18 protein-coding genes are annotated in these 18,408 nt (G+C 54.3%); 13 read left to right on the plus strand and 5 right to left on the minus strand.

Features of this window, described 5'->3' with window-relative positions:
• Positions 1 to 9 precede the first annotated feature (9 nt).
• From argJ to waaA, 12 genes are all read left to right on the plus strand, one after another.
• Positions 10 to 1,236 carry a bifunctional glutamate N-acetyltransferase/amino-acid acetyltransferase ArgJ gene (gene argJ / locus B1757_RS00885; RefSeq protein WP_101536528.1) on the plus strand — a complete coding sequence of 409 codons (1,227 nt, stop codon included), beginning with the start codon at positions 10 to 12 and terminating at the stop codon, positions 1,234 to 1,236.
• Complete coding sequence (locus tag B1757_RS00890) at positions 1,236 to 2,225, plus strand: Nudix family hydrolase (protein ID WP_101536529.1); 990 nt, start codon at positions 1,236 to 1,238, stop codon at positions 2,223 to 2,225. The genes argJ and B1757_RS00890 overlap by 1 nt, the downstream gene beginning before the upstream one ends.
• The gene (locus B1757_RS00895; RefSeq protein ID WP_101536530.1) at positions 2,226 to 3,194 is read left to right on the plus strand and encodes a glycosyltransferase family 2 protein; all 969 of its coding nucleotides are present in this window, start codon (positions 2,226 to 2,228) and stop codon (positions 3,192 to 3,194) included.
• The gene (locus tag B1757_RS00900) at positions 3,194 to 3,910 is read left to right on the plus strand and encodes a polysaccharide deacetylase family protein (RefSeq protein ID WP_101536531.1); all 717 of its coding nucleotides are present in this window, start codon (positions 3,194 to 3,196) and stop codon (positions 3,908 to 3,910) included. The genes B1757_RS00895 and B1757_RS00900 overlap by 1 nt, the downstream gene beginning before the upstream one ends.
• Positions 3,907 to 4,983, plus strand: a complete 1,077-nt coding sequence (locus B1757_RS00905; protein WP_101536532.1) for a glycosyltransferase family 4 protein — start codon at positions 3,907 to 3,909, stop codon at positions 4,981 to 4,983. Before B1757_RS00900 ends, B1757_RS00905 begins: the two co-directional genes overlap by 4 nt.
• A gap of 61 nt (positions 4,984 to 5,044) precedes the next feature.
• Positions 5,045 to 5,224, plus strand: a complete 180-nt coding sequence (locus B1757_RS00910; protein WP_101536533.1) for a PDDEXK family nuclease — start codon at positions 5,045 to 5,047, stop codon at positions 5,222 to 5,224.
• 12 nt (positions 5,225 to 5,236) lie between these two features.
• Complete coding sequence (locus B1757_RS00915; RefSeq protein WP_101536534.1) at positions 5,237 to 6,349, plus strand: glycosyltransferase family 9 protein; 1,113 nt, start codon at positions 5,237 to 5,239, stop codon at positions 6,347 to 6,349.
• Positions 6,337 to 7,551 (plus strand): O-antigen ligase family protein, encoded by a 1,215-nt coding sequence (locus tag B1757_RS00920; RefSeq protein ID WP_143484186.1) that lies wholly within the window; start codon positions 6,337 to 6,339, stop codon positions 7,549 to 7,551. The genes B1757_RS00915 and B1757_RS00920 overlap by 13 nt, the downstream gene beginning before the upstream one ends.
• Positions 7,544 to 8,317 (plus strand): glycosyltransferase family 2 protein, encoded by a 774-nt coding sequence (locus B1757_RS00925; RefSeq protein ID WP_101536535.1) that lies wholly within the window; start codon positions 7,544 to 7,546, stop codon positions 8,315 to 8,317. Before B1757_RS00920 ends, B1757_RS00925 begins: the two co-directional genes overlap by 8 nt.
• Complete coding sequence (gene waaC / locus B1757_RS00930; protein WP_101536536.1) at positions 8,314 to 9,375, plus strand: lipopolysaccharide heptosyltransferase I; 1,062 nt, start codon at positions 8,314 to 8,316, stop codon at positions 9,373 to 9,375. The genes B1757_RS00925 and waaC overlap by 4 nt, the downstream gene beginning before the upstream one ends.
• Complete coding sequence (locus B1757_RS00935; protein ID WP_101536537.1) at positions 9,372 to 10,052, plus strand: tyrosine-protein phosphatase; 681 nt, start codon at positions 9,372 to 9,374, stop codon at positions 10,050 to 10,052. Before waaC ends, B1757_RS00935 begins: the two co-directional genes overlap by 4 nt.
• Before the next feature lie 35 nt (positions 10,053 to 10,087).
• A complete protein-coding gene (gene waaA / locus B1757_RS00940) occupies positions 10,088 to 11,305 on the plus strand; it encodes a lipid IV(A) 3-deoxy-D-manno-octulosonic acid transferase (protein ID WP_253253643.1) in 1,218 nt (405 codons plus the stop codon).
• Between the two features lie 188 nt (positions 11,306 to 11,493).
• On the opposite strand, the gene B1757_RS00945 is transcribed toward waaA, so the two are convergent.
• The 5 genes from B1757_RS00945 to B1757_RS00965 form a co-directional block, all read right to left on the minus strand.
• On the minus strand, positions 11,494 to 12,654 hold the full coding sequence (locus tag B1757_RS00945) for a MalY/PatB family protein (RefSeq protein WP_101536539.1): 1,161 nt from the start codon (positions 12,652 to 12,654) through the stop codon (positions 11,494 to 11,496).
• Positions 12,651 to 14,759 carry a 5-histidylcysteine sulfoxide synthase gene (gene ovoA, locus B1757_RS00950; protein ID WP_101536540.1) on the minus strand — a complete coding sequence of 703 codons (2,109 nt, stop codon included), beginning with the start codon at positions 14,757 to 14,759 and terminating at the stop codon, positions 12,651 to 12,653. Before ovoA ends, B1757_RS00945 begins: the two co-directional genes overlap by 4 nt.
• Positions 14,760 to 14,840: 81 nt before the next feature.
• Positions 14,841 to 15,944, minus strand: coding sequence for an AbrB family transcriptional regulator (locus tag B1757_RS00955; protein ID WP_101536541.1), 1,104 nt, complete (start codon positions 15,942 to 15,944; stop codon positions 14,841 to 14,843).
• Positions 15,941 to 16,417, minus strand: coding sequence for a tRNA (cytidine(34)-2'-O)-methyltransferase (locus B1757_RS00960; RefSeq protein ID WP_101536542.1), 477 nt, complete (start codon positions 16,415 to 16,417; stop codon positions 15,941 to 15,943). Before B1757_RS00960 ends, B1757_RS00955 begins: the two co-directional genes overlap by 4 nt.
• A complete protein-coding gene (locus B1757_RS00965; RefSeq protein WP_253253644.1) occupies positions 16,410 to 17,135 on the minus strand; it encodes a ComF family protein in 726 nt (241 codons plus the stop codon). The genes B1757_RS00960 and B1757_RS00965 overlap by 8 nt, the downstream gene beginning before the upstream one ends.
• 99 nt (positions 17,136 to 17,234) lie before the next feature.
• Between B1757_RS00965 and bioF the strand changes: the two genes are divergently transcribed.
• Complete coding sequence (gene bioF / locus B1757_RS00970; RefSeq protein WP_101536544.1) at positions 17,235 to 18,404, plus strand: 8-amino-7-oxononanoate synthase; 1,170 nt, start codon at positions 17,235 to 17,237, stop codon at positions 18,402 to 18,404.
• Positions 18,405 to 18,408 lie beyond the last annotated feature (4 nt).

Below are 18,408 nucleotides of genomic sequence, written 5' to 3' on the forward strand. Positions count from 1 at the left end.
GGAAGCGCTATGGCTGTTGGTCTTCTTCCCCCTCATGATTTACTACCCATAGCAGGATTGCGCCTGGCCGTTGCTGAGGGGGGCGTGCGTTATGCTGGAAGGCGTGATCTCACCCTGATGACGCTGGCGGAAGGCAGCGAGGTTGTCGGAGTCTTTACCCGTAATCGCTTTTCAGCGGCCCCCGTGGTAGTGGCCCAGCGGCATCTGTCTGCAGGGACCCCTGTTCGGGCACTGATCATCAATACCGGTAATGCCAATGCTGGTACCGGTGCAGCAGGATTACAGGCAGCCGAGGATTCCTGCCGGACAGTTGCTGCAGCCCTGGGCTGTGCGCCCGAGTCGATCTTGCCTTTTTCCACCGGCGTCATCGGAGAACCCGTGGACCTGGCCAGAAAAATATCGGCGACGTTGCCAACCCTGACAGCGCGTCTGGATGAAAACCACTGGGAAATAGCAGCCGCTGCGATCATGACCACGGATACGATTCCCAAGGCCTGTTCCCGGCAAATAGATTTAGATGGTCAGCGGGTGACCATCACCGGCATGGCCAAGGGGTCGGGGATGATTCGTCCGGATATGGCCACCATGCTGGCCTACATTGGTACCGATGCGGCCTTGCAGGGGGCTGCCTTGCAGCAGTGTCTGCGGGATGCCATGGCCCAATCCTTCAACCGGATTACCGTGGATGGCGATACCTCCACCAATGACGCCTGTATTCTCATGGCAACCGGACAGGTTTTGGCTCAGGCGGTGACGCAGGTGGATGACCCGCGTTATGTCCCCCTCTGTGCGGCCATCACCGAAGTGGCGCAGTTTCTGGCCCAGGCTATTGTCCGCGATGGTGAAGGGGCCAGTAAATTTATGCCGATTCATATTGCTGGCGGTCGCAGTCAGGAAGAATGTCTGCAGGTGGCTTATCGCATGGCCCATAGTCCCCTGATCAAAACAGCCTTTTTTGCCTCTGATCCGAACTGGGGTCGCTTGTTGGCGGCCATCGGTTCAGCGGGGGTGGATGACCTGGAAGTCAACCAGGTCCAGGTCTGGTTGGGAGATGTCCGTATTGTTCGGGATGGCGCCAGGGATCCCGATTATACAGAAGCCGCCGGACAGGCGGTGATGGCTGAGGAGGAGATTCCAGTGCGGGTGGATCTGGGACGGGGGACCGCCACGGCGACTATCTGGACCTGTGATCTCTCTTATGACTACGTGCGTATTAACGCCGATTATCGCAGCTGATGAAAGTCGTTCCGGTAGCTACAGGGATTTTGCAGGACGCTGAGGGGCGCCTGCTCGTTTCCCTGCGCCCTGAAGGCAAACCCTGGCCAGGTTTCTGGGAATTTCCCGGTGGTAAGGTGGATCCGGGGGAGACACCTGAGCAAGCTTTGCAGCGCGAGTTGTGGGAAGAAATTGGGATTCGTGTTCTGGATGCCGAGCCTTTCCGGATCCTGGATTATACTTATCCCGAGCGGACCGTCCGCCTGCATTTTTACCGGGTCCGGCGCTGGGAAGGCGAAACCTATGGGAAAGAAGGACAACAGGTCCGCTGGTTGTATCCCTGGGAAATCCCCGCCCTGGAATGCCTGCCCGCCAATCTGCGCATGACTGCAGCAGTGCTCGAAGAATCCCTGCCGCGCCCGCCCCTTTGTCTGATTGCCGACCCTTCCCGACTGGAGCCCGCAGTATTTGCCAATGCCTGGCGTCAGGCTTTGCAGGCGGGACTGCGGTGGGTGATTCTGCGCTGTAAAAATCCTCTGGACGCCAGGCAGGTGTCTCAGCTGCAAAAACTCTGTGCAGAAACCCTGGCTCAAGGAGCCCAGCTGTGGCTGAATCATCCTGACCCGCTGCCGGACTGGCCAAGAACGGGGAGGCATCTGACCCAGGCCCAACTGGATGCCGGGTTAAGGCCGGAAGAAGCTTTTGGGGTGTCCTGTCATGACCGCGAGGGTGTGCACCAGGCAGCCCGGGCAGGGGCGCGATATGCTTTGCTGTCTCCCCTGTTCCCTACGGCTTCTCATCCGGATACGCCGGCACTGGGTGCCGATGCTTTTGCAGAGCTGGTGAGCAGTTCGGCCATTCCTCTGATTGCCCTGGGTGGGTTATCTGCCGATCGTGTTCCTGCAGCCATGGCTGCAGGTGCCAGTGGGATTGCTGTACTTTCCGGGATTCTCGAAGCCCCTGATCCTGGCGTAGCCACCGCCGATTTACTGCATTATTGGAGGCTTTGAGTGCCCCGGATTTCTGTCGTCATCCCGCTTTACAACGAAATCGACAATGTGACGCCCCTCTGTGATGCCTTGGCTGCGGCGCTGGCTGGGGAGGATGTGGAAATCATCATTGTCGATGATGGCAGCCGCGATGGTAGCGCTGCGGCCCTGGACCGGGAGGCCGAAGCGCGGGGCGATCACTTCAAGATGATTCATCTGCAAAGAAATTTCGGGCAGACTGCCGCCATGCAGGCGGGCATTGATGCGGCTCAGGGCGAAGTCATTGTGACCCTGGATGCGGATTTGCAAAATGATCCCTTGGATATTCTGCCCCTGGCTGAACGGCTGCTGGCAGAAAATCTGGATGTGGTGGCGGGCTGGCGTAAAAATCGCCAGGATGGGCTGCTACTGCGCAAGATTCCCTCGCGTATAGCCAACCGCCTGATTCGCCGCCTGACCGGGGTATTTTTGCATGATTATGGTTGTACGCTCAAAGCCTATCGGTCCTCGGTACTCAAGGGGGTACGTCTGTATGGTGAGATGCATCGTTTCATCCCGGCCTGGCTTTCGACCCTGACATATACGGATCGTATCGTCGAGGTGCCGGTGCGCCATCATCCGCGCCGGGCGGGTAAGAGTAAGTACGGCATCTCTCGGACTTTCCGGGTGTTGGTGGACCTGCTTTTCGTCAAATTTTTTCTGGGCTATAGCCAGCGGCCCATGCACTTTTTCGGGGTGATCGGCCTTTTTTCTCTGTTTATCGGCTCCGGGATGCTGATTTATCTGTTTATCGATAAATTTGCCGAGGGCGCAGCCATTTCTGGTCGCCCCATGCTGATTGCCGGAGTGCTCTTTTTTCTGGCGGGTCTGCAGTTTCTGAATACCGGGATTGTCGGCGAGATGCTGTCGCGGATTTATTTTGAAGGGCAGGGCAAGACGACCTATGTGGTGCGCCGTGCGGTGCATCTGGATGTGCCACCGGAACCGTAATGCCGATTCCTATTCTGATGTATCACAATATTGCCAAAGCCCCTAAGGGAGTGAAGTTGCGGGGCTTGTATGTTTCTTCCCAACGCTTCCGGCGCCAGATGGGCTTATTGCGGCGCTTCGGCTATCAAGGCCTGTCCATGACCGCCGCATTGCCATACTTACGCGGAGAAGCCCAAGGGAAAGTGGTAGCGATCACCTTTGATGATGGCTACCGAGATAATCTGGAAAACGCCTTGCCTATTTTGCAGGATGTCGGCTTTACGGCGACCTGTTACATGGTCAGTGCGGCGATTGGTGGCGATAACCACTGGGATGCGGAACAATTGGGGGTACATAAACCCCTGATGTCTGTGGCAGAGCTGCGGCAATGGCAGGAAGCCGGTATGGAAGTCGGAGCCCATAGTCGTCATCACCCCCGCCTGCCAGAACTGCTGGAATCTGCACTGCGGGACGAAATAGGAGGCTCCCGAGAAGATCTGGAGTCGCTGCTGGGCGCCCCAGTTACACAGTTTTGTTACCCATACGGAGCCGCAGGACAGCGCGAGCAGGAAGCCGCAAAGCAGGCGGGTTTTCTTGCGGCGGTCTCCGTGCGCCGGGCGCGCGCATCACCCGGGAAAGAAAACCTTTATGATCTTCCCCGGGTGATGGTGGGAGGGCATCATGGTCCTCATGTGTTTCCCCTGCAAATCTGGACGCAGCACGAGGATCGTCATTGAAAAATGAGCCGTGCATCCTTTGGGTGGGTACCAACCCGGGTGGCGGTGGCACGGAAACCCACATGATCACCCTGTGCTCCGCTTTGGCGGAAGCCGGCGCAGAAGTACACGCTTTTGTGCATCCCCAAGGGAAAATTGCCGAGTCTCTCGCGACCAGTCAGGTCGTTCTGCATTACGGGAAATTCCGCAATAGTGCGGATGTGCGCGGGATATTCGCCCTTGGACGGCTGATCCAAAAAATACGTCCAGACTGGATGGTGGGCAGCTTTAGTAAGGAATACTGGCCGCTGGCTCTGCTCAGTCGCTTGCATGGCTGTCCACTGGTGTTGTTCAGGCATATGGATTTACGCCTCAGGCCCAGTACGCGCTGGCTGCTCTCCCGCTGGCCATTGCGTCTTTTCGCCATTTCCGAATATTTACGTGGCCGCTTGATTGATCAGGGTATTCCTCCGGTGCGGGTGGAAGTGCTCATGAACCCCATTCATTTGGAGGATTTCTATCGCGATGCGCAGGCACGGCAGCACTTTCGTCAGGGACTCGGCGTCAATGATGCAGATTTTCTGGTGGGCTTTGTGGGTGCCTGGCATCGCGGCAAGGGGGTTTTCCTGCTGGCCGATGCCATTGATGCCGCCCATGCGCAAAATCCCCATGTTCACGGTCTGTGGATTGGTGGCGGAGCTCATGAAGATGAACTGCGCACAAGGCTCGCCAATAAACCCTGGCACCATCTGCTGGGTTGGAAAAATCCGGTCATGCCCTGGTATAGTGTCATGGATGTTCTGGCCCTTCCGTCCATTGAGCCGGATACTTTTGGTCGGGTTTGCCTGGAAGCCCAGGCTTGCGGTACGCCGGTAATGGGCGCGGATATGGGTGGGATTTCCGAGAGCTTTGCGGCGGAGCGAAGTGGTTTGCTGTTGCCGGCCAATGACACCCAGGAATGGCGTGAAGCTATTTTGCGCTTGGCTGCAGACATTGCTTTGCGCCAGGATTTGGCAGCAGCCGGACCGGGTTATGCCCAGCGCTTTGCTGCGGATGTGATCGCCCGTAATTTTTTGGCTATCCTGCTGCGATGACACAATGGTTCCCACGTCTTATGATAGAGCCTATTGACGCGTTGAGGCTGGGAGAAAGGTTATGCAGGTAGCCATGTTGCAGCCTTTATCGGTGAAAAAACATCTGGAAGCTGAAGAGCAGGCCGATATGGGTCACGAGTACGTGGCCGGGCAGGTCCATGCCATGGCTGGAGCAAAACTGCGTCATAACCAGATTGCCGATAATGTGTGTGGGCTGCTCTGGCCAAAGATCCCTAGTTGAGCGTGGTCCCTGATGAGACGTCATTTACCCATAGAACCGCGTCGTATCGTCTTGATCAAGTCACACAGCGCGGGTATCGGCGATATTCTGCGGAGTTCTGCGGCCTGGGCGGTGCTGAAAAATCGTTGGCCGAAAGTGGAGTTGCATCTGGTGTTTTTGACTCGTTGGCCAGGGTATCCAAGTGAGGCGCTGATTCAGGAACATCATTTATTATCCAGCGCACATTTTTTGCCCATGGAAGAGAGCCACTTTTGGAAAGCGCGGGGTGTTGGCCCCCAAACCTGGGGCCGTTTACTGCCCGCATTAAAGGAAATTGCGAAACAGATACAGCCAGATTTGATCATAGATCATGAGCCTTTTGGTTTGGAAACGAGTTTGTCGGCACTTTGGCTGCGGAGTCTCTCTAAGGCACCCATAGTGGGTGTCAATCAAGTATTGGGGCGAGGTTTGTTGTATGATGTTGCAGGCCCGAGTTTGCGTAACTATGCAAAACAACAGGACCTATCATGGCCAATGGACTATACAGAAAGAGACTTTGCAGCGCTTGCCGCATTAGGGCTTTATCGAGAAGGGCAAAAGATAGTGCTTGCCGAGACAGAGTCTGGAAGACTGTTTCGTAATGAATTAATAGAAAGATTGCCCCAAAAAAGGTCGCCAGTGATTGGATTAAATATAGGTTGCGGGACACTGGATGCTGAAAAAAAACGTCCCGATTTGAATGTGTTAGTCAGCGTATTTGGTAAGGTGCAGCAGTCAATCCCTCATACTCTATTGCTCACAGGTGCGCCTAATGAGCAAGAAATAAATCGCTCTTTTATCAAAAAATATCAAGAGCAATGGGGTGATGAGGAGCGCTTGATTGATCTTGCCGGATTTACATCACTTTCTAGTCTTACTGGGGTCATAAACCTTTGCGATGGTTTTATTTCCAGCGACTCTGGCCCTTATCATATGGCGGTTGCACAGGGGGTTCCTACCCTGGCGTTGTTCAATTTTGCTAGTCCAGAGCATTATCATCATGAGGCTTCTATTGTGATGATGAACGATTTTGATCAATACTCCCTGGTTAGTTTTTTCGAAAACGTTAATAATCCTCTGTTGAGAGGAACACCATGGAATGGTTGAAAGTTAAAGAAAAAGCATTATTTTATTCCTATATTCTTCCGCTTTTTTTCTTTCCTATAAGCACGGCGGGAGCTGGAATATCCTCTGGATTATTGATTTTGACATATGGAATTAGTGGATATTGGCGTAATTGGCGATCTGTTTTTAATAGACTCTGGGCAGTTCCACTATTATTGTTGATTGTCTGGACAGCTTTTGGGCTTTTTTGGACAACAAATTTTTTCTATGGTGCGAAAGTTATCGAAGCAGCTGGATACGGTTTTTTTGGACTTTTTGGTGCCACAATGCCCTGGAAAGAAAAGTGGATAAAAACCTTGATTCGTTTTTTTATTTTGGGTTTACTAATTAATGCTATATTAGCTTTTTTGATGACTTGGCATGTGTTGCCGTGGCGTAATGTGAATAACTTGCCTTACACGGGATTTGGTGGACATATATATCTCTCTCTTGCCATTGTTCATGTCTTTTTGTGGATGGTCTGGGATTTAAAGTTTCAATGGAACTTCAAGAGGTGGTTGAATATAGCTATTGCTATTATTCTGTTTGCCCAATTGGTGTTGGCGCAGGGTCGCTCGGGGCAATTGCTCTTCATTATTTTGCTGCCTGCTGCAATTTTGATGCTTTACAAAGGAAAGTGGCGGTATTGGCTTTCTTTGGTAATTTTGCTCTGTGTATCGGGAATGATGTTTGTGCCCTCTGTTTATGGAATGTTTGCTCTTGGAGTTCATCAATTAATTCATTTTAATATTCATGCTACTGACATTAATTCTAGCTGGGGCCTGCGAATTATTGCAATGATTGGAGGGGTCATGATGTTTTTATCCCATCCTTTGTTTGGCGTTGGTACAGGCAGTTTCTTATCAAGCATTACTGCTATTCAGGATGCCCACATGCTCCCAAAGACACCTTTGTTTATTATGAATACAGCAGCAAATAGCTTTATTAGTGAAGCTGCAGTTTTGGGTGTTCTTGGATTAGGGTTATTTATTTGGTTTTTGTGGGGAGTTTTGAAAGAGGCATGGAGTGATAGGATGATGCCTCAAAATTGGTTTGCGTTATCGTATATTTCTATTTTTATTGTTGGAGGGTTGTATAACAGCTTAAATTGGGGTTATGCGGATTCTATTACAATTGCATTAATGGCGGGGTTGCCTCTGAATCGTTTTTTTATTCCTGTTTGTGACGCTCGCAAGAATGTCTAAACAGCTTGTATCGGTGGTTTACATAACCTTGAATGCCGAAAAGTATTTAGAAAAATCTCTAGATAGCGTTAAAAGCATTGCTCAGGAAGTTTTGATTGTCGATTGTGGCTCTACTGATCAAACTTTATCTATTGCTCATAAATTTGAGGCTAAGGTTATCTACAGGGCTTGGGAGGGGTTTGCTGCACAAAGACAGTTTGCTGTGGATTCGGCTTGTTGCGATTGGGTGTTGATGCTGGATGCGGATGAAATTTTAACTGAACCAGGTGTGCAGATGATTGATGAAGCTCTCTCCGATCCTGCTGATGTTGCGGCCTATTTTTTGCGTCGTCTTAGTGTTTTTCACGATAAAAAAATCCTTCATGGCGATTGGGGTCGTGATCGCGTTCTGCGCTTGTTTGATCGTCGTCAGGGGAAGTACACGGATAATTTGGTGCATGAAGCATGGGAAACCTGCGCTCCTATAAAAGCCTTACCCGGCATTTCAATGTTACATTACTCATACAAAAACTACGCTGAGCTTCTGGATAAAATGCGGCGATATGCCATTCTCAACGCTCAACAGCTTCATCTGAAGGGTAGAATTGTGCGCGCTCATATGCCAATGACCCATGCCATTGCAGCGCTTTTGCGTAGCTATTTTCTGCGGCTAGGAATGCTCGATGGTGTCGAAGGCGCAGCCATTGCCTGGACCATCGCCCTGGGCGCTTTCATGAAGTACGCTATCGCCCTAGAAATGCAGGCGCAAGATAAGGATGCTTCATGAATTTACTGTTACTGCGCCTCAGTTCTCTGGGGGATGTACTTCATACCTTGCCCGCCATTTCCGATCTCGCGATCCATCGTCCCGATCTGCAGGTAGACTGGCTGGTAGAATCTGCTTTTGCGCCCATTGTGGCTTGGCATCCTGCTGTGCATAAAGCTATTCCTTTTTCTCTGCGCGGCCTCAAAAAAAAACCGCTGGCTGCTCCGCATTCCCTCCATCACTTGCGCAAGGAGCTACGGGCCAGCCGCTATGACATGGTTCTGGATGCCCAGGGATTGTATAAAAGTGCCCTATTGGCGCGTCTGGCGGGTGCGCCGGTCATGGGATTGGATACGCAAAGCGCTCGGGAGCCGGGGGCTTCGCGCTTGTATCAGCGGCAATTTTCAGTATCTTGGTCCAGCTCTGCTATTGCGCGCAATCGTCAATTTTTTGCCCTGGCCCTGCAATATGCGCTGCCCAGTACATCTCCCGACTTTGCCTTGGCCTGTCGCCGCTCACAATGGCAGGAGCAAGCATTGGATGATGCATTACAGCCCTTTGTTTGCAAACCCTTTGTGATCGGTTTTCACGCGACCTCTGCTGCATGGAAAACCAAGGAATGGCCTGAGGCCCATTGGAAAGTCATCGCCTCCCGGTTGGCGGAGCAAGGCTGGAATCTGTTGTTGCCTGCTGCCGATGAAAGAGAACGCCAACGGGTGGGTCGTATTCAAAGCGGTGCCGATAATGTGCTGGCTCTGCCGCAGCTCAGTCTGGAATTTTTGGCTAAAGTGATGAGTCGGGCGCAGGCTTTTGTAGGGATGGATACTGGGCTTTCCTATCTGGCGACTGCACTAGGGCTAAATGGGGTGACGCTTTATGGACCCACTTCCGCCGATCGATTTTTCATAAAAAGTTCTCAACAAATCAGTTTGCAAAGCCCGCAGTCCTGTGCGCCTTGCGGCAAAAGCCGTTGCCCGTTGCCCGAGGCGCAAAATGGTCGGATACTCTGCCAGGAGGCGCTGGAACCTGAGCGTGTCTGGCTTGCTTTATCTTCCTTACTGGAGTCATCTGCCGCATGAATTCGCCTCTCAGACTCTTGCCGGAAGAACGACGCAGGTATCGGCGTCATCAGTTCTGGACCGATCACGGCATTTTTCGCGAGTGCTTTTATGCCAATTTTCATGAAATGGTTCCAGGCGTATTTCGTTCCGCCCAGCCTTCACCCCGGCAGTTAAAGCGATGGCAACAACATCATGGTTTGAAAGCCGTGTTGAATTTGCGGGCACCTGCTCCCCATGAGCCCCATTATCGCCTGGAACAGGAAGTGTGTGACGCTACGGGAATGCAGCATATTGTTCTGCACGGTTTTGGTTCCCGTGATCTGCCCGAAAAAGAACGTTTGTTGCAAGCTATGGAACTTTTGACCGAATTGCCGAGACCTTTTTTGCTGCACTGCAAATCGGGGGCGGATCGCGCCGGTTTCATGAGTGTGCTGTATATGCATCTGGTCATGGAGCAGCCCATGGAGATCGCCCAGCGCCAGTTGCGACTCTGGCCTTTCGGCCACATTCGTCATGCCAATACCGGAATACTGGACTGGTTTTTCAGCAGTTATCGTCAAGCTCTGGGGAATGAACCGGATCTCACCCTGCGCCAGTGGATTGAGCGCGATTACGATCGCCTTGCGCTGCTGAAAAGTTTCCGTCCCTGGTATCGTCTGGATTGGCTGACTGATCGGCTGCTCCATCGCGAATGATGACACGCCGGATGTATGCAGGAATCCTTTTCCTGTTGACGCCGCTGCTCTGGATTTTTACCCGGTGGCGGGGCTGGCGACGTCCTCCCTACCGGGATAGATGGTGGGAACGCTTCGGATGGGGCGACATCCACCATGACCGCCCTATCTGGATACACGCGGTCAGCGTAGGTGAAGCCATTGCCGCAGTCCCACTCGTTCATGCGCTGCAAAAACGCTACCCGAACATTCCGATTCTGGTGACCAGTACGACGCCTACGGGCGCAGAAATTGTCGCCCAGCGCCTCGGCACGAGCGTGCGCCGCCATTACCTTCCCTATGATACTTCTGCGGCGATGCGGCGTTTTTTGCAACGCCAGCAGCCGCGTGCCTGTCTCATCATGGAAACGGAAATCTGGCCGAATTTATGCTACTGGGCTGCACGGTTTCAGTTGCCGGTATTGTTGATCAATGCCCGTTTATCCCCGCGCTCGCTGAAAGGATATGGACGCTTTTCGCGGCTGTTCCGTCCCGCGCTTGCCAGCATGACCGCTGTGGCGGCTCAAAGCCCCGAAGATGCGGAGGCCTTTCGACAACTCGGAGCGGCAAAGGTGCTTGTCATCGAAAATATCAAATATGACCTTCCGGAACCGCTGGAAGCGCTGGAGAAGGGGCGCTTCTGGCGGCAGCATCTGGCCACCCGTCAGGTTTGGGTGTTTGCCTCCACCCACGCGGGTGAAGAAAAAATGGCGATAGATGTTTTCAAGCAGTTACAGATAGCTTGGCCTCACCTTTTGCTGGTGCTGATCCCCCGCCATCCCCATCGTCGGGATACTGTAGAAGTGGCGCTGCAAATGGCCGGGGTTTTTTATGCGCTACGTTCTCAAGAGATTGAAGTGGAGAGTAAAAACGTCTTGCTGGTAGACACCCTCGGAGAGGTGATGGATTTTTATGCAGCCGCTGATCTGGTGACGATAGGCGGCAGTTTTGTCCCTGTTGGCGGTCATAATCCTCTGGAGGCCGCCGTACTCTCCTGCCCCATTATTTTTGGTCCGTACATGGAAAATTTTCGGCGCATTGCCCGGGATATGCTGGACGGAAATGCAGCCGTTCAGGTGGATGATGCCAACGCTTTGGCGCAACAGTTACAGCAGTGGTTGCAGCACCCGCAAAGCGCTCAGGAACAGGGAAACAGGGCGCTGGCCTTTGTCCAGCAGCAGCGTGGCTCCCTGGAAAAAATTATGCAGATTCTGGACGATCTGGATTTGTCCTAGCTCGGGCACCAGTCCTGGCAGATTTTTGCTCCAACGTCCCTTGCCTGTTGTTCTAGAGCTCATCCTGCTGTCAGGAGAGAACTCGCCCTACGGGCTCAAACAGCTCTCCTGACGGGCGCTGGATTTCGCCAAGAACAACAACGGCGCGGGCCAAAGTCGCTGCAAATCTGCCAGGACTGGTGCCCGAGCTAGGACAGCAAAGCCTTCCGCAGACGCGACAGACCTTCCTCCAGAGTGGCTCTGGGCGTGGCAAAATTCAGGCGTACAAATCCTTCGCCTCCGGGCCCGAAACTGGGGCCAAGATTGAGTCCGAGCCCAGCTTCAAGAAGATTCTCCTGAATGGATGTGTCGTCGCCATAGCTGCTGACATCCAGCCAGGCCAGATAGCCGAACTCGGGAATGCGATAGCCTAGATCGGGTAATTCCTGACGCAGAAATTCCTGCATGAACTGGGCATTGGTCAGTAGATACTGGCGCAGTGCCGTCTGCCATTCTGTCCCGTGTTGCCAGGCGCTGGTCATGGCTTTCAGAGCACAAGTGTTGGTCTGATGGATCTGGCTGCGATACAGCTCATCCCGAAACATCTGGCGCAGTTCCGGATCGGGAATGATGGCTATGCCCCCCCCAATGCCCGCAATGTTGAAGCTTTTGCCAGCCGAGCTCAGCAGGACGGAGCGGGAAGAGAAAACCGGAAAGGGAATATGTTGGGCGTAACTGAGATCCGCATGAATTTCATCGCTGACTACCACGCACCCGGCAGCGCTGCACATATCCGCCAAACGCTGCAATTCTTCAGTAGACCAGACCCGTCCTACGGGATTATGGGGCGAACACAGCAATAACAGTCGTGAATGCTTCAGCGCCTTTTCCAGTGCTGACCAATCTATGGAGTAACTATTATCTGCACCGCGCTGGAGTGGCGCGAGGCGCAGTTCCCGAGCATTTTTCTGCACGGCCGTCATGAACGGCGGATAAATAGGCGGCATGATGATGACGCTATCCCCTGGCTGGGTAAAAGCCCGGACTGCGGCAAACAAGGCGGGAACCACGCCGCTGATACTGCCGGTGGCACCAGGTACTGGACGCCAGTCGTGGCGGGCTTCCATCCAGTCTTCGGCGGCCCTTACCATAAGCGGCCCATCGCTGGGATAGCCAAAAATCGGGTGTTCGAGTCGTTGCTGTAATGTCGAGAGGATACATTCCGGAATGGCAAAATCCATGTCGGCAACCCACATGGGTAAGACTTCCCCGCCAAAGCGACGGGCGGCGTCATCCCATTTCAGGGAGCCAGTGCCCATGCGTTGAATGGGCGTGTCGAAGTCGAAAATACTTTCTTCCGGATATTTCATAAGCGTTCCCAGAGTGTCACCTGTGCCAAGCTGTGCTGATATTTACGGGCAGTCTCCCGTATCACAAAGGGTAAATCCAGCGGGCTTTCTTCGCGCAAGCGGAAATAAGGCAATAAAATCTCTTTGAGAGCATCCAATGTCGTGTGATTTTCGCCATCTTTTTTGAAGCCTCCCAGCCACTCGCTGCGGGGCGTATATTCCTCCAGCCAGGTGTAGGGAGAGGTGATGACCAGCAGGCCACCAGGCAGGATACGCTCGCGAATATCATCCAGAAACTTGCGGGGATGATGCAGGCGATCAATCAGATTGGCGGCAATCACCAGATCATAATCCCGATACAAGGGTTTGAGATTGCAGGCATCGGCCTGGAAAAAATGCACATGGTCAGCCGTTTCCCGCAGTCCCAGCGCCGCCAGATCGATGGTCTGGTAGCTGTTAAGATCGCCTTCTTCCGCCAAGGTATAGGAAAAATGTCCTCTTTCCCGCAACTGTACCCCCACACTGATGAAGCGCGCCGAAAAATCGAGGCCGGTGACGTCCGGGCAGTGTCGTGCCAGCTCAAAGCTGCTGCGGCCTACTGCGCAGCCAATATCCAGGGCTTTGCGCAGAGGTTTTCCGGCCCTTGCTTGTAGCGCCAGTTCCGCTACTGCCAAGGCAAAATTGGGGACCCCATAATAGTTTCGGCCGTAATGAAATTCGGCATACTGAGACACCAGCGCATCGCTTTCATAAATAGGGACATCGGGCAGAGCATTGGCAGAGTCCACATAACGAAATCCCGCGTGCTGAAAGAAATGACGACGGAAGGCATAACGGGCTTCACGTTGCATTTCATTTCCGAGGCTGATGAAGGAGCCTCCCTTGAGTAGATTATGTTGCTGATCAAAGGTCGGGACGGTGAAATCATCGTAAACCGGATGGACTTCAAAGCCAGGGAAAGGATAAATCGGGGTACAGGTCCATTCCCAGACGTTGCCCATCAAGTCATAGAAATCCCCCTGGGGAAACTGGTCCACTGGACAGGGTGAGCAACCGGCCATCAGGCCAATGTTGGCCGGAACATGGTCTTCCCAGCTATCACTGTCATCCAATCCGCTGAGATCACGCAGATGGCGCCATTCTTCTTCACTGGGCAAGCGGAGTTCCGCACCGCTCCGGGCGGATTTCCAGCGACAAAAGGCGGCTGCTTCCAGGGCGTTGACTTCAACAGGCCAGTTCCAGGGCATGGGCCGCTCTTCAGCCAGCAATCGCAACTGCCAGCCTGTGGCGTGAGGTACCCAGAAGCTGGGATGTTCCGCCCGACTGAAGCGCCGCCAGGCATCGCCCTCCGCGCTCCACCAATCCGGATTCCGATAAGCACCGTCTTCTACAAAAGCGAGATATTCTTCGTTACTTACCAGAAATTGACTGGCTTTGAACGGTTGCAGGGCGATTTCGTGGTTGCCATATTCGTTATCCCATCCATATTGGCGGTCATCCCGGGCCTTGCCGAGATGGACTTCCCCCCCCGCTACCGGCAAGAGCCGGTTAACCGGGGCCGTACCCGCCTGATTCCAGGGCGTGAAAGCGGCGACGGGAGCTACCTGTGACAAGGGCAATTGCCGTATCAGTACCGAACTGGTTTCCAGATGAATGTTTTCGTGTTCAATCCCCATGAGAATGACCCACCAGGGGGAGTCCCAGGTAATGGGGAGTGTCAGGGGTAATTCGGTAATCAACTGATCCACCATCTGCCGTACTCGGTGACGATACTGACGGACACTTTCTACCGTCGGCCAGTCATAATGCGTTTCGTCCAGATCGTCCCAGGACATTTCGTCCACGCCGACAGCAAAAACGGATTCCAGATGTGGATCGAGGCGGGCGCTGATCAGTCCGGCAAATTGCAGCTTGTTGACATAAAAAGTGGCCGTATGACCGAAGTAAAAAATCAGGGGATGGCGCAAAGGAATGGCTTTTTCCATCCAGGCCGCAGCGTCTTGCAGGTGCTCAAACAGGGATTCATACAGGGAGAAGGTTTCGTGGAACACCCTGCGAATTTCGTCCCGTTTTTGTTCAGCATTCTCACCATCCAGACGAAGTGGAGTAATGCGTGTACGCGCCATGTTTGCCCCTTTTTGCGATGACTGTTGAGGATATGTCCGACACCCACAAGATACCGTCCGGTCGGATGTTTGGGAAGAGGGTCAGGGTTTGCCAGTGGTTTTCAGCATCCTCTGCGCCAGAGGCGGCATGATCAACAACATCATCAGCAAACGTATGAGATGCACGCCCAGTACAAAAAGCACATTGCCATGGGCAGCCATACTGACGGCGACAGCGGCATAGAGCGCTCCGGGTGCCGTCGCCAGATATCCGTCCAGGTCACTGACGCCAACCATGTGAGCCAGAAAAATCCCGAGCAGGGCACAAAGTAGGTTCAGACCGACAATGATCAGCAATGCCCGGGGAATCAGGCGGAAGTGTTGGCGAAGTCGATGTATGGACATTTGCAGCCCGGCCTGCCAGCCAATGAGCAGATAAGCACCCTCCAGAACCGGACCGGGAATGGCTTGGGTGGGGCTGATTTTCAGCAAGCTGAGTAGCAGCGTAACGAGCAAAGGGCCGAGTAAGTAGGGGGCGGTGATGTGGATTTTACGGGCCAGCCAGACGCCCATGGGTCCGCCCAACAGTATCAACAAGAGGCTGCCGCCCCAGGATACAGCTATGGATTTGCCTGACAGATCTGCTGGACTGCCGTGATGATCCTGAAAAAAAAACAGAACTACCAAAGGAAGACTGACCATGACCAGAATAACCCGCAGGTATTGCATGATGGCCACTAATCCCACGTCGGCGGCATATTCCTGGGCAATGGCCGTGATGCCCGCCGCTCCCCCGGCAGTCATGGAAAGCAGACCGGTACTGGCCTTGATCTGCGCCCAGCGGCTGAAAAGCACTCCCGAAATCAGGCTCAATATCAAGGTTGCGGCTGTGACCAGCAAGATGGGCAGCCAATGGCCGGAAATGGCGCTCAAGGCAGCGCTGGTAAACATCAGGCCAATAGCTATACCCAGGATGCTTTGTCCTGCCCGGGAAAAGTGACGGGGATAAGTCAATCCGCCCAGGCTATTGATGGCGATGGCTGTTATGACCCCGGCAAAAAGGGGTGCGGCGGGAATCTGTTCAAGCGTGAAGCTATAGCTCAGCAGTAAGCTCCCCAGCACCAGCAGGATCCAACGTCCCATTGGACTGGCAGTGATCCCCAGAACATGCTGAATAAGTGGTCTGCGCCGGGGATTCTGGTTCAAGTGCCGCCTTTGAACCCCAGCTGTCGCCACGCCTCAAAAACGCCCACCGCACAGGCGTTGGAAAGATTCAGGCTGCGTTGTCCCGGGCGCATGGGTAAGCGTAATACCTGCCCGCCCGGCAGGCTATCCAGTATATGCGAAGGGAGCCCCCGCGTTTCCGGCCCAAAGAGCAAGGCATCGCCTTCCTGGAAAAGCGTCTGGTGATGCAGGTTTTTCCCCCTGGTGCTGAAGGCAAAAATCCTTGCTCCTGCCAGTGCATCACGACAATGTGCCCAGTCCGGATGGCGCAAGACCTCGGCAAATTCATGATAATCCAGCCCGGCGCGACGCAGGCGACGATCATCCCAGGCAAAGCCCAAGGGTTCGACCAGATGCAGCCGGGCGCCCGTGTTGGCACAGAGACGGATGACATTGCCCGTATTGGGCGGGATTTCCGGCTCAAAAAGAATGACATGCAAAAGGGTATCAGGCATGGGTCGGGACCATTTCTCGGAGGGCGCGTGCCAGCACCCAGATATCGATGCGCTGCACCCCGCCTTGGCGGAGCAATTCAGCGAGTTGCGCAGCCGTGGTTCCGGTGGTCATGACATCATCGACGATGGCAACGTGGGCGGGCAGTTTGCCGCGCAGGTTAAAGGCAGCATCCAGGTTTTCCCGACGCGCAGCAGCACTCAAGCCCGTTTGGTGTCGGGTATTCCGACGGCGGCGCAGTACTGCGGGGCGGACTGGAATGTGCCAGCGCTTTCCCCAATAGCGGGCCAGAAGCAACGACTGGTTATAGCCGCGTTCGCGTAACCGGCGGGCGTGCAGGGGTACTGGTAATAAGCATTCCGGGCGGGAAGGAGCCTGATCTCCCCAGCTTTCCGCCCAGGTTTGTGCCAAGGCTCGGGTCCAGTCAAGGTGCTGATGGAATTTCCAGGTGAGAATGGCCGTACTCAGGGGCTCGGCATACACAAAATGGGTGTAGACATGATCATAGGGCGGTGCCTCAACAGAGCAGACTGAACAGTCGCCATTGGTCTGCAGAGGCAGAGCGCAGTAACTGCAAACCTCGTCCGGCAGGCGGGGCCAATCGCTGGCACAGGCGGAACACAGGGCTGCGCCCACTACCCCGCAGCTGCGGCAATGCTCGGGAAACAGCCATTGACTGATGCGTTGGCTGTTTCTGTGGAGATGTTGCAAGACGGACAAAGGGATGGTTGTACCTTTTGCAGGCTGGGAAATGACATTTGGGATTCTCTCCTTTCATGCTTGCATTGACAAGGCAGAAACCCCTCCTTATAAGAGGCTATGCCTGATAGAGCAGAAAATGACTGGAGTACGCAGCTGGCGGATATCCGTCGCCAGGGGTTGTGGCGGGAATTGTTGCCCCTGCAACCCGATCCCGCTGCCGACCACCCCCAATTTATAGACGGCGATGGACGTGCATTAATCTCTTTTGCCAGTAATGACTATCTTGGTTTGAGCAGGCATCCTGCCTTACAGCGAGCGGCTATTGCTGAAATAGAAAGTAGTGGTCTGGGCGCGGGAGCAGCCCCGCTGCTGGGTGGCGAACGTCCGGTGCATCAGGCGCTGGCTGCAGATCTGGCCGACTGGCTGGGCGTGGAAGCAGTTCTGCTGTTTGGCAGTGGTTATCTGGCAAATCTGGGCATTATTTCAGCCCTGGTCGGCCGCCATGACCGGATTTATGCCGACCGCCTCAATCATGCTTCCCTAGTGGATGGTGCCCGTTTGTGCGGGGCGCGTCTGCAGCGCTACCGCCATGGAGATATGGCGCACTTGCAGCAGCTATTGGCACGAGGTGGTTCAGGGCGGGCCTGGATCATCAGCGACGGAGTTTTCAGTATGGACGGTGACCTGGCGCCGCTGCCTGAGTTGGCGTCCCTTGCGCGCGAGTATCATGCCCGGATCATTCTGGATGAAGCCCATGCTTTGGGGGTACTCGGTGATCAGGGCAGAGGAACCCTCGCTCACTACCATCTGGGTAATGAAGACGTAGCGGTGATCATGGGCACCCTGAGCAAGGCTTTTGGAGTGTATGGCGCCTTTGTGGCGGGTAGTCAGGATCTGATTGATCTGCTGCGTAACCGGGCACGCAGTTTTATTTATCATACAGCCTTGCCGGCGGCCCTGGCGGCAACGGCACGGGTTTCCTTGCAGATGTTGCGAGCGGGCAAAGACCGCCGCGCCCGCTTGCATACCCATCGTCTTATGTTGCGCGCCGAGCTTCCTGATGCCCCCTGGCTTCCCAGTGAAACGCCCATTCAGGGGCTGGTTTTAGGCGATGCCACAAGGGCTATGCAGGTGTCCGGGCAACTGCGTGAGGTTGGCCTATACTGCCCCGCTGTGCGCCCTCCGACGGTTCCCCAAGGCAGCGCCCGCTTGCGGATTACCCTCAGTGCCGCGCATCGGCGCGATGATCTACAGGCCCTGGTGACGGCCCTCCGGGAGATATTATGAGTCT

This window comes from Acidithiobacillus marinus (assembly GCF_002847505.1).
Lineage (GTDB): Bacteria > Pseudomonadota > Gammaproteobacteria > Acidithiobacillales > Acidithiobacillaceae > Acidithiobacillus > Acidithiobacillus marinus.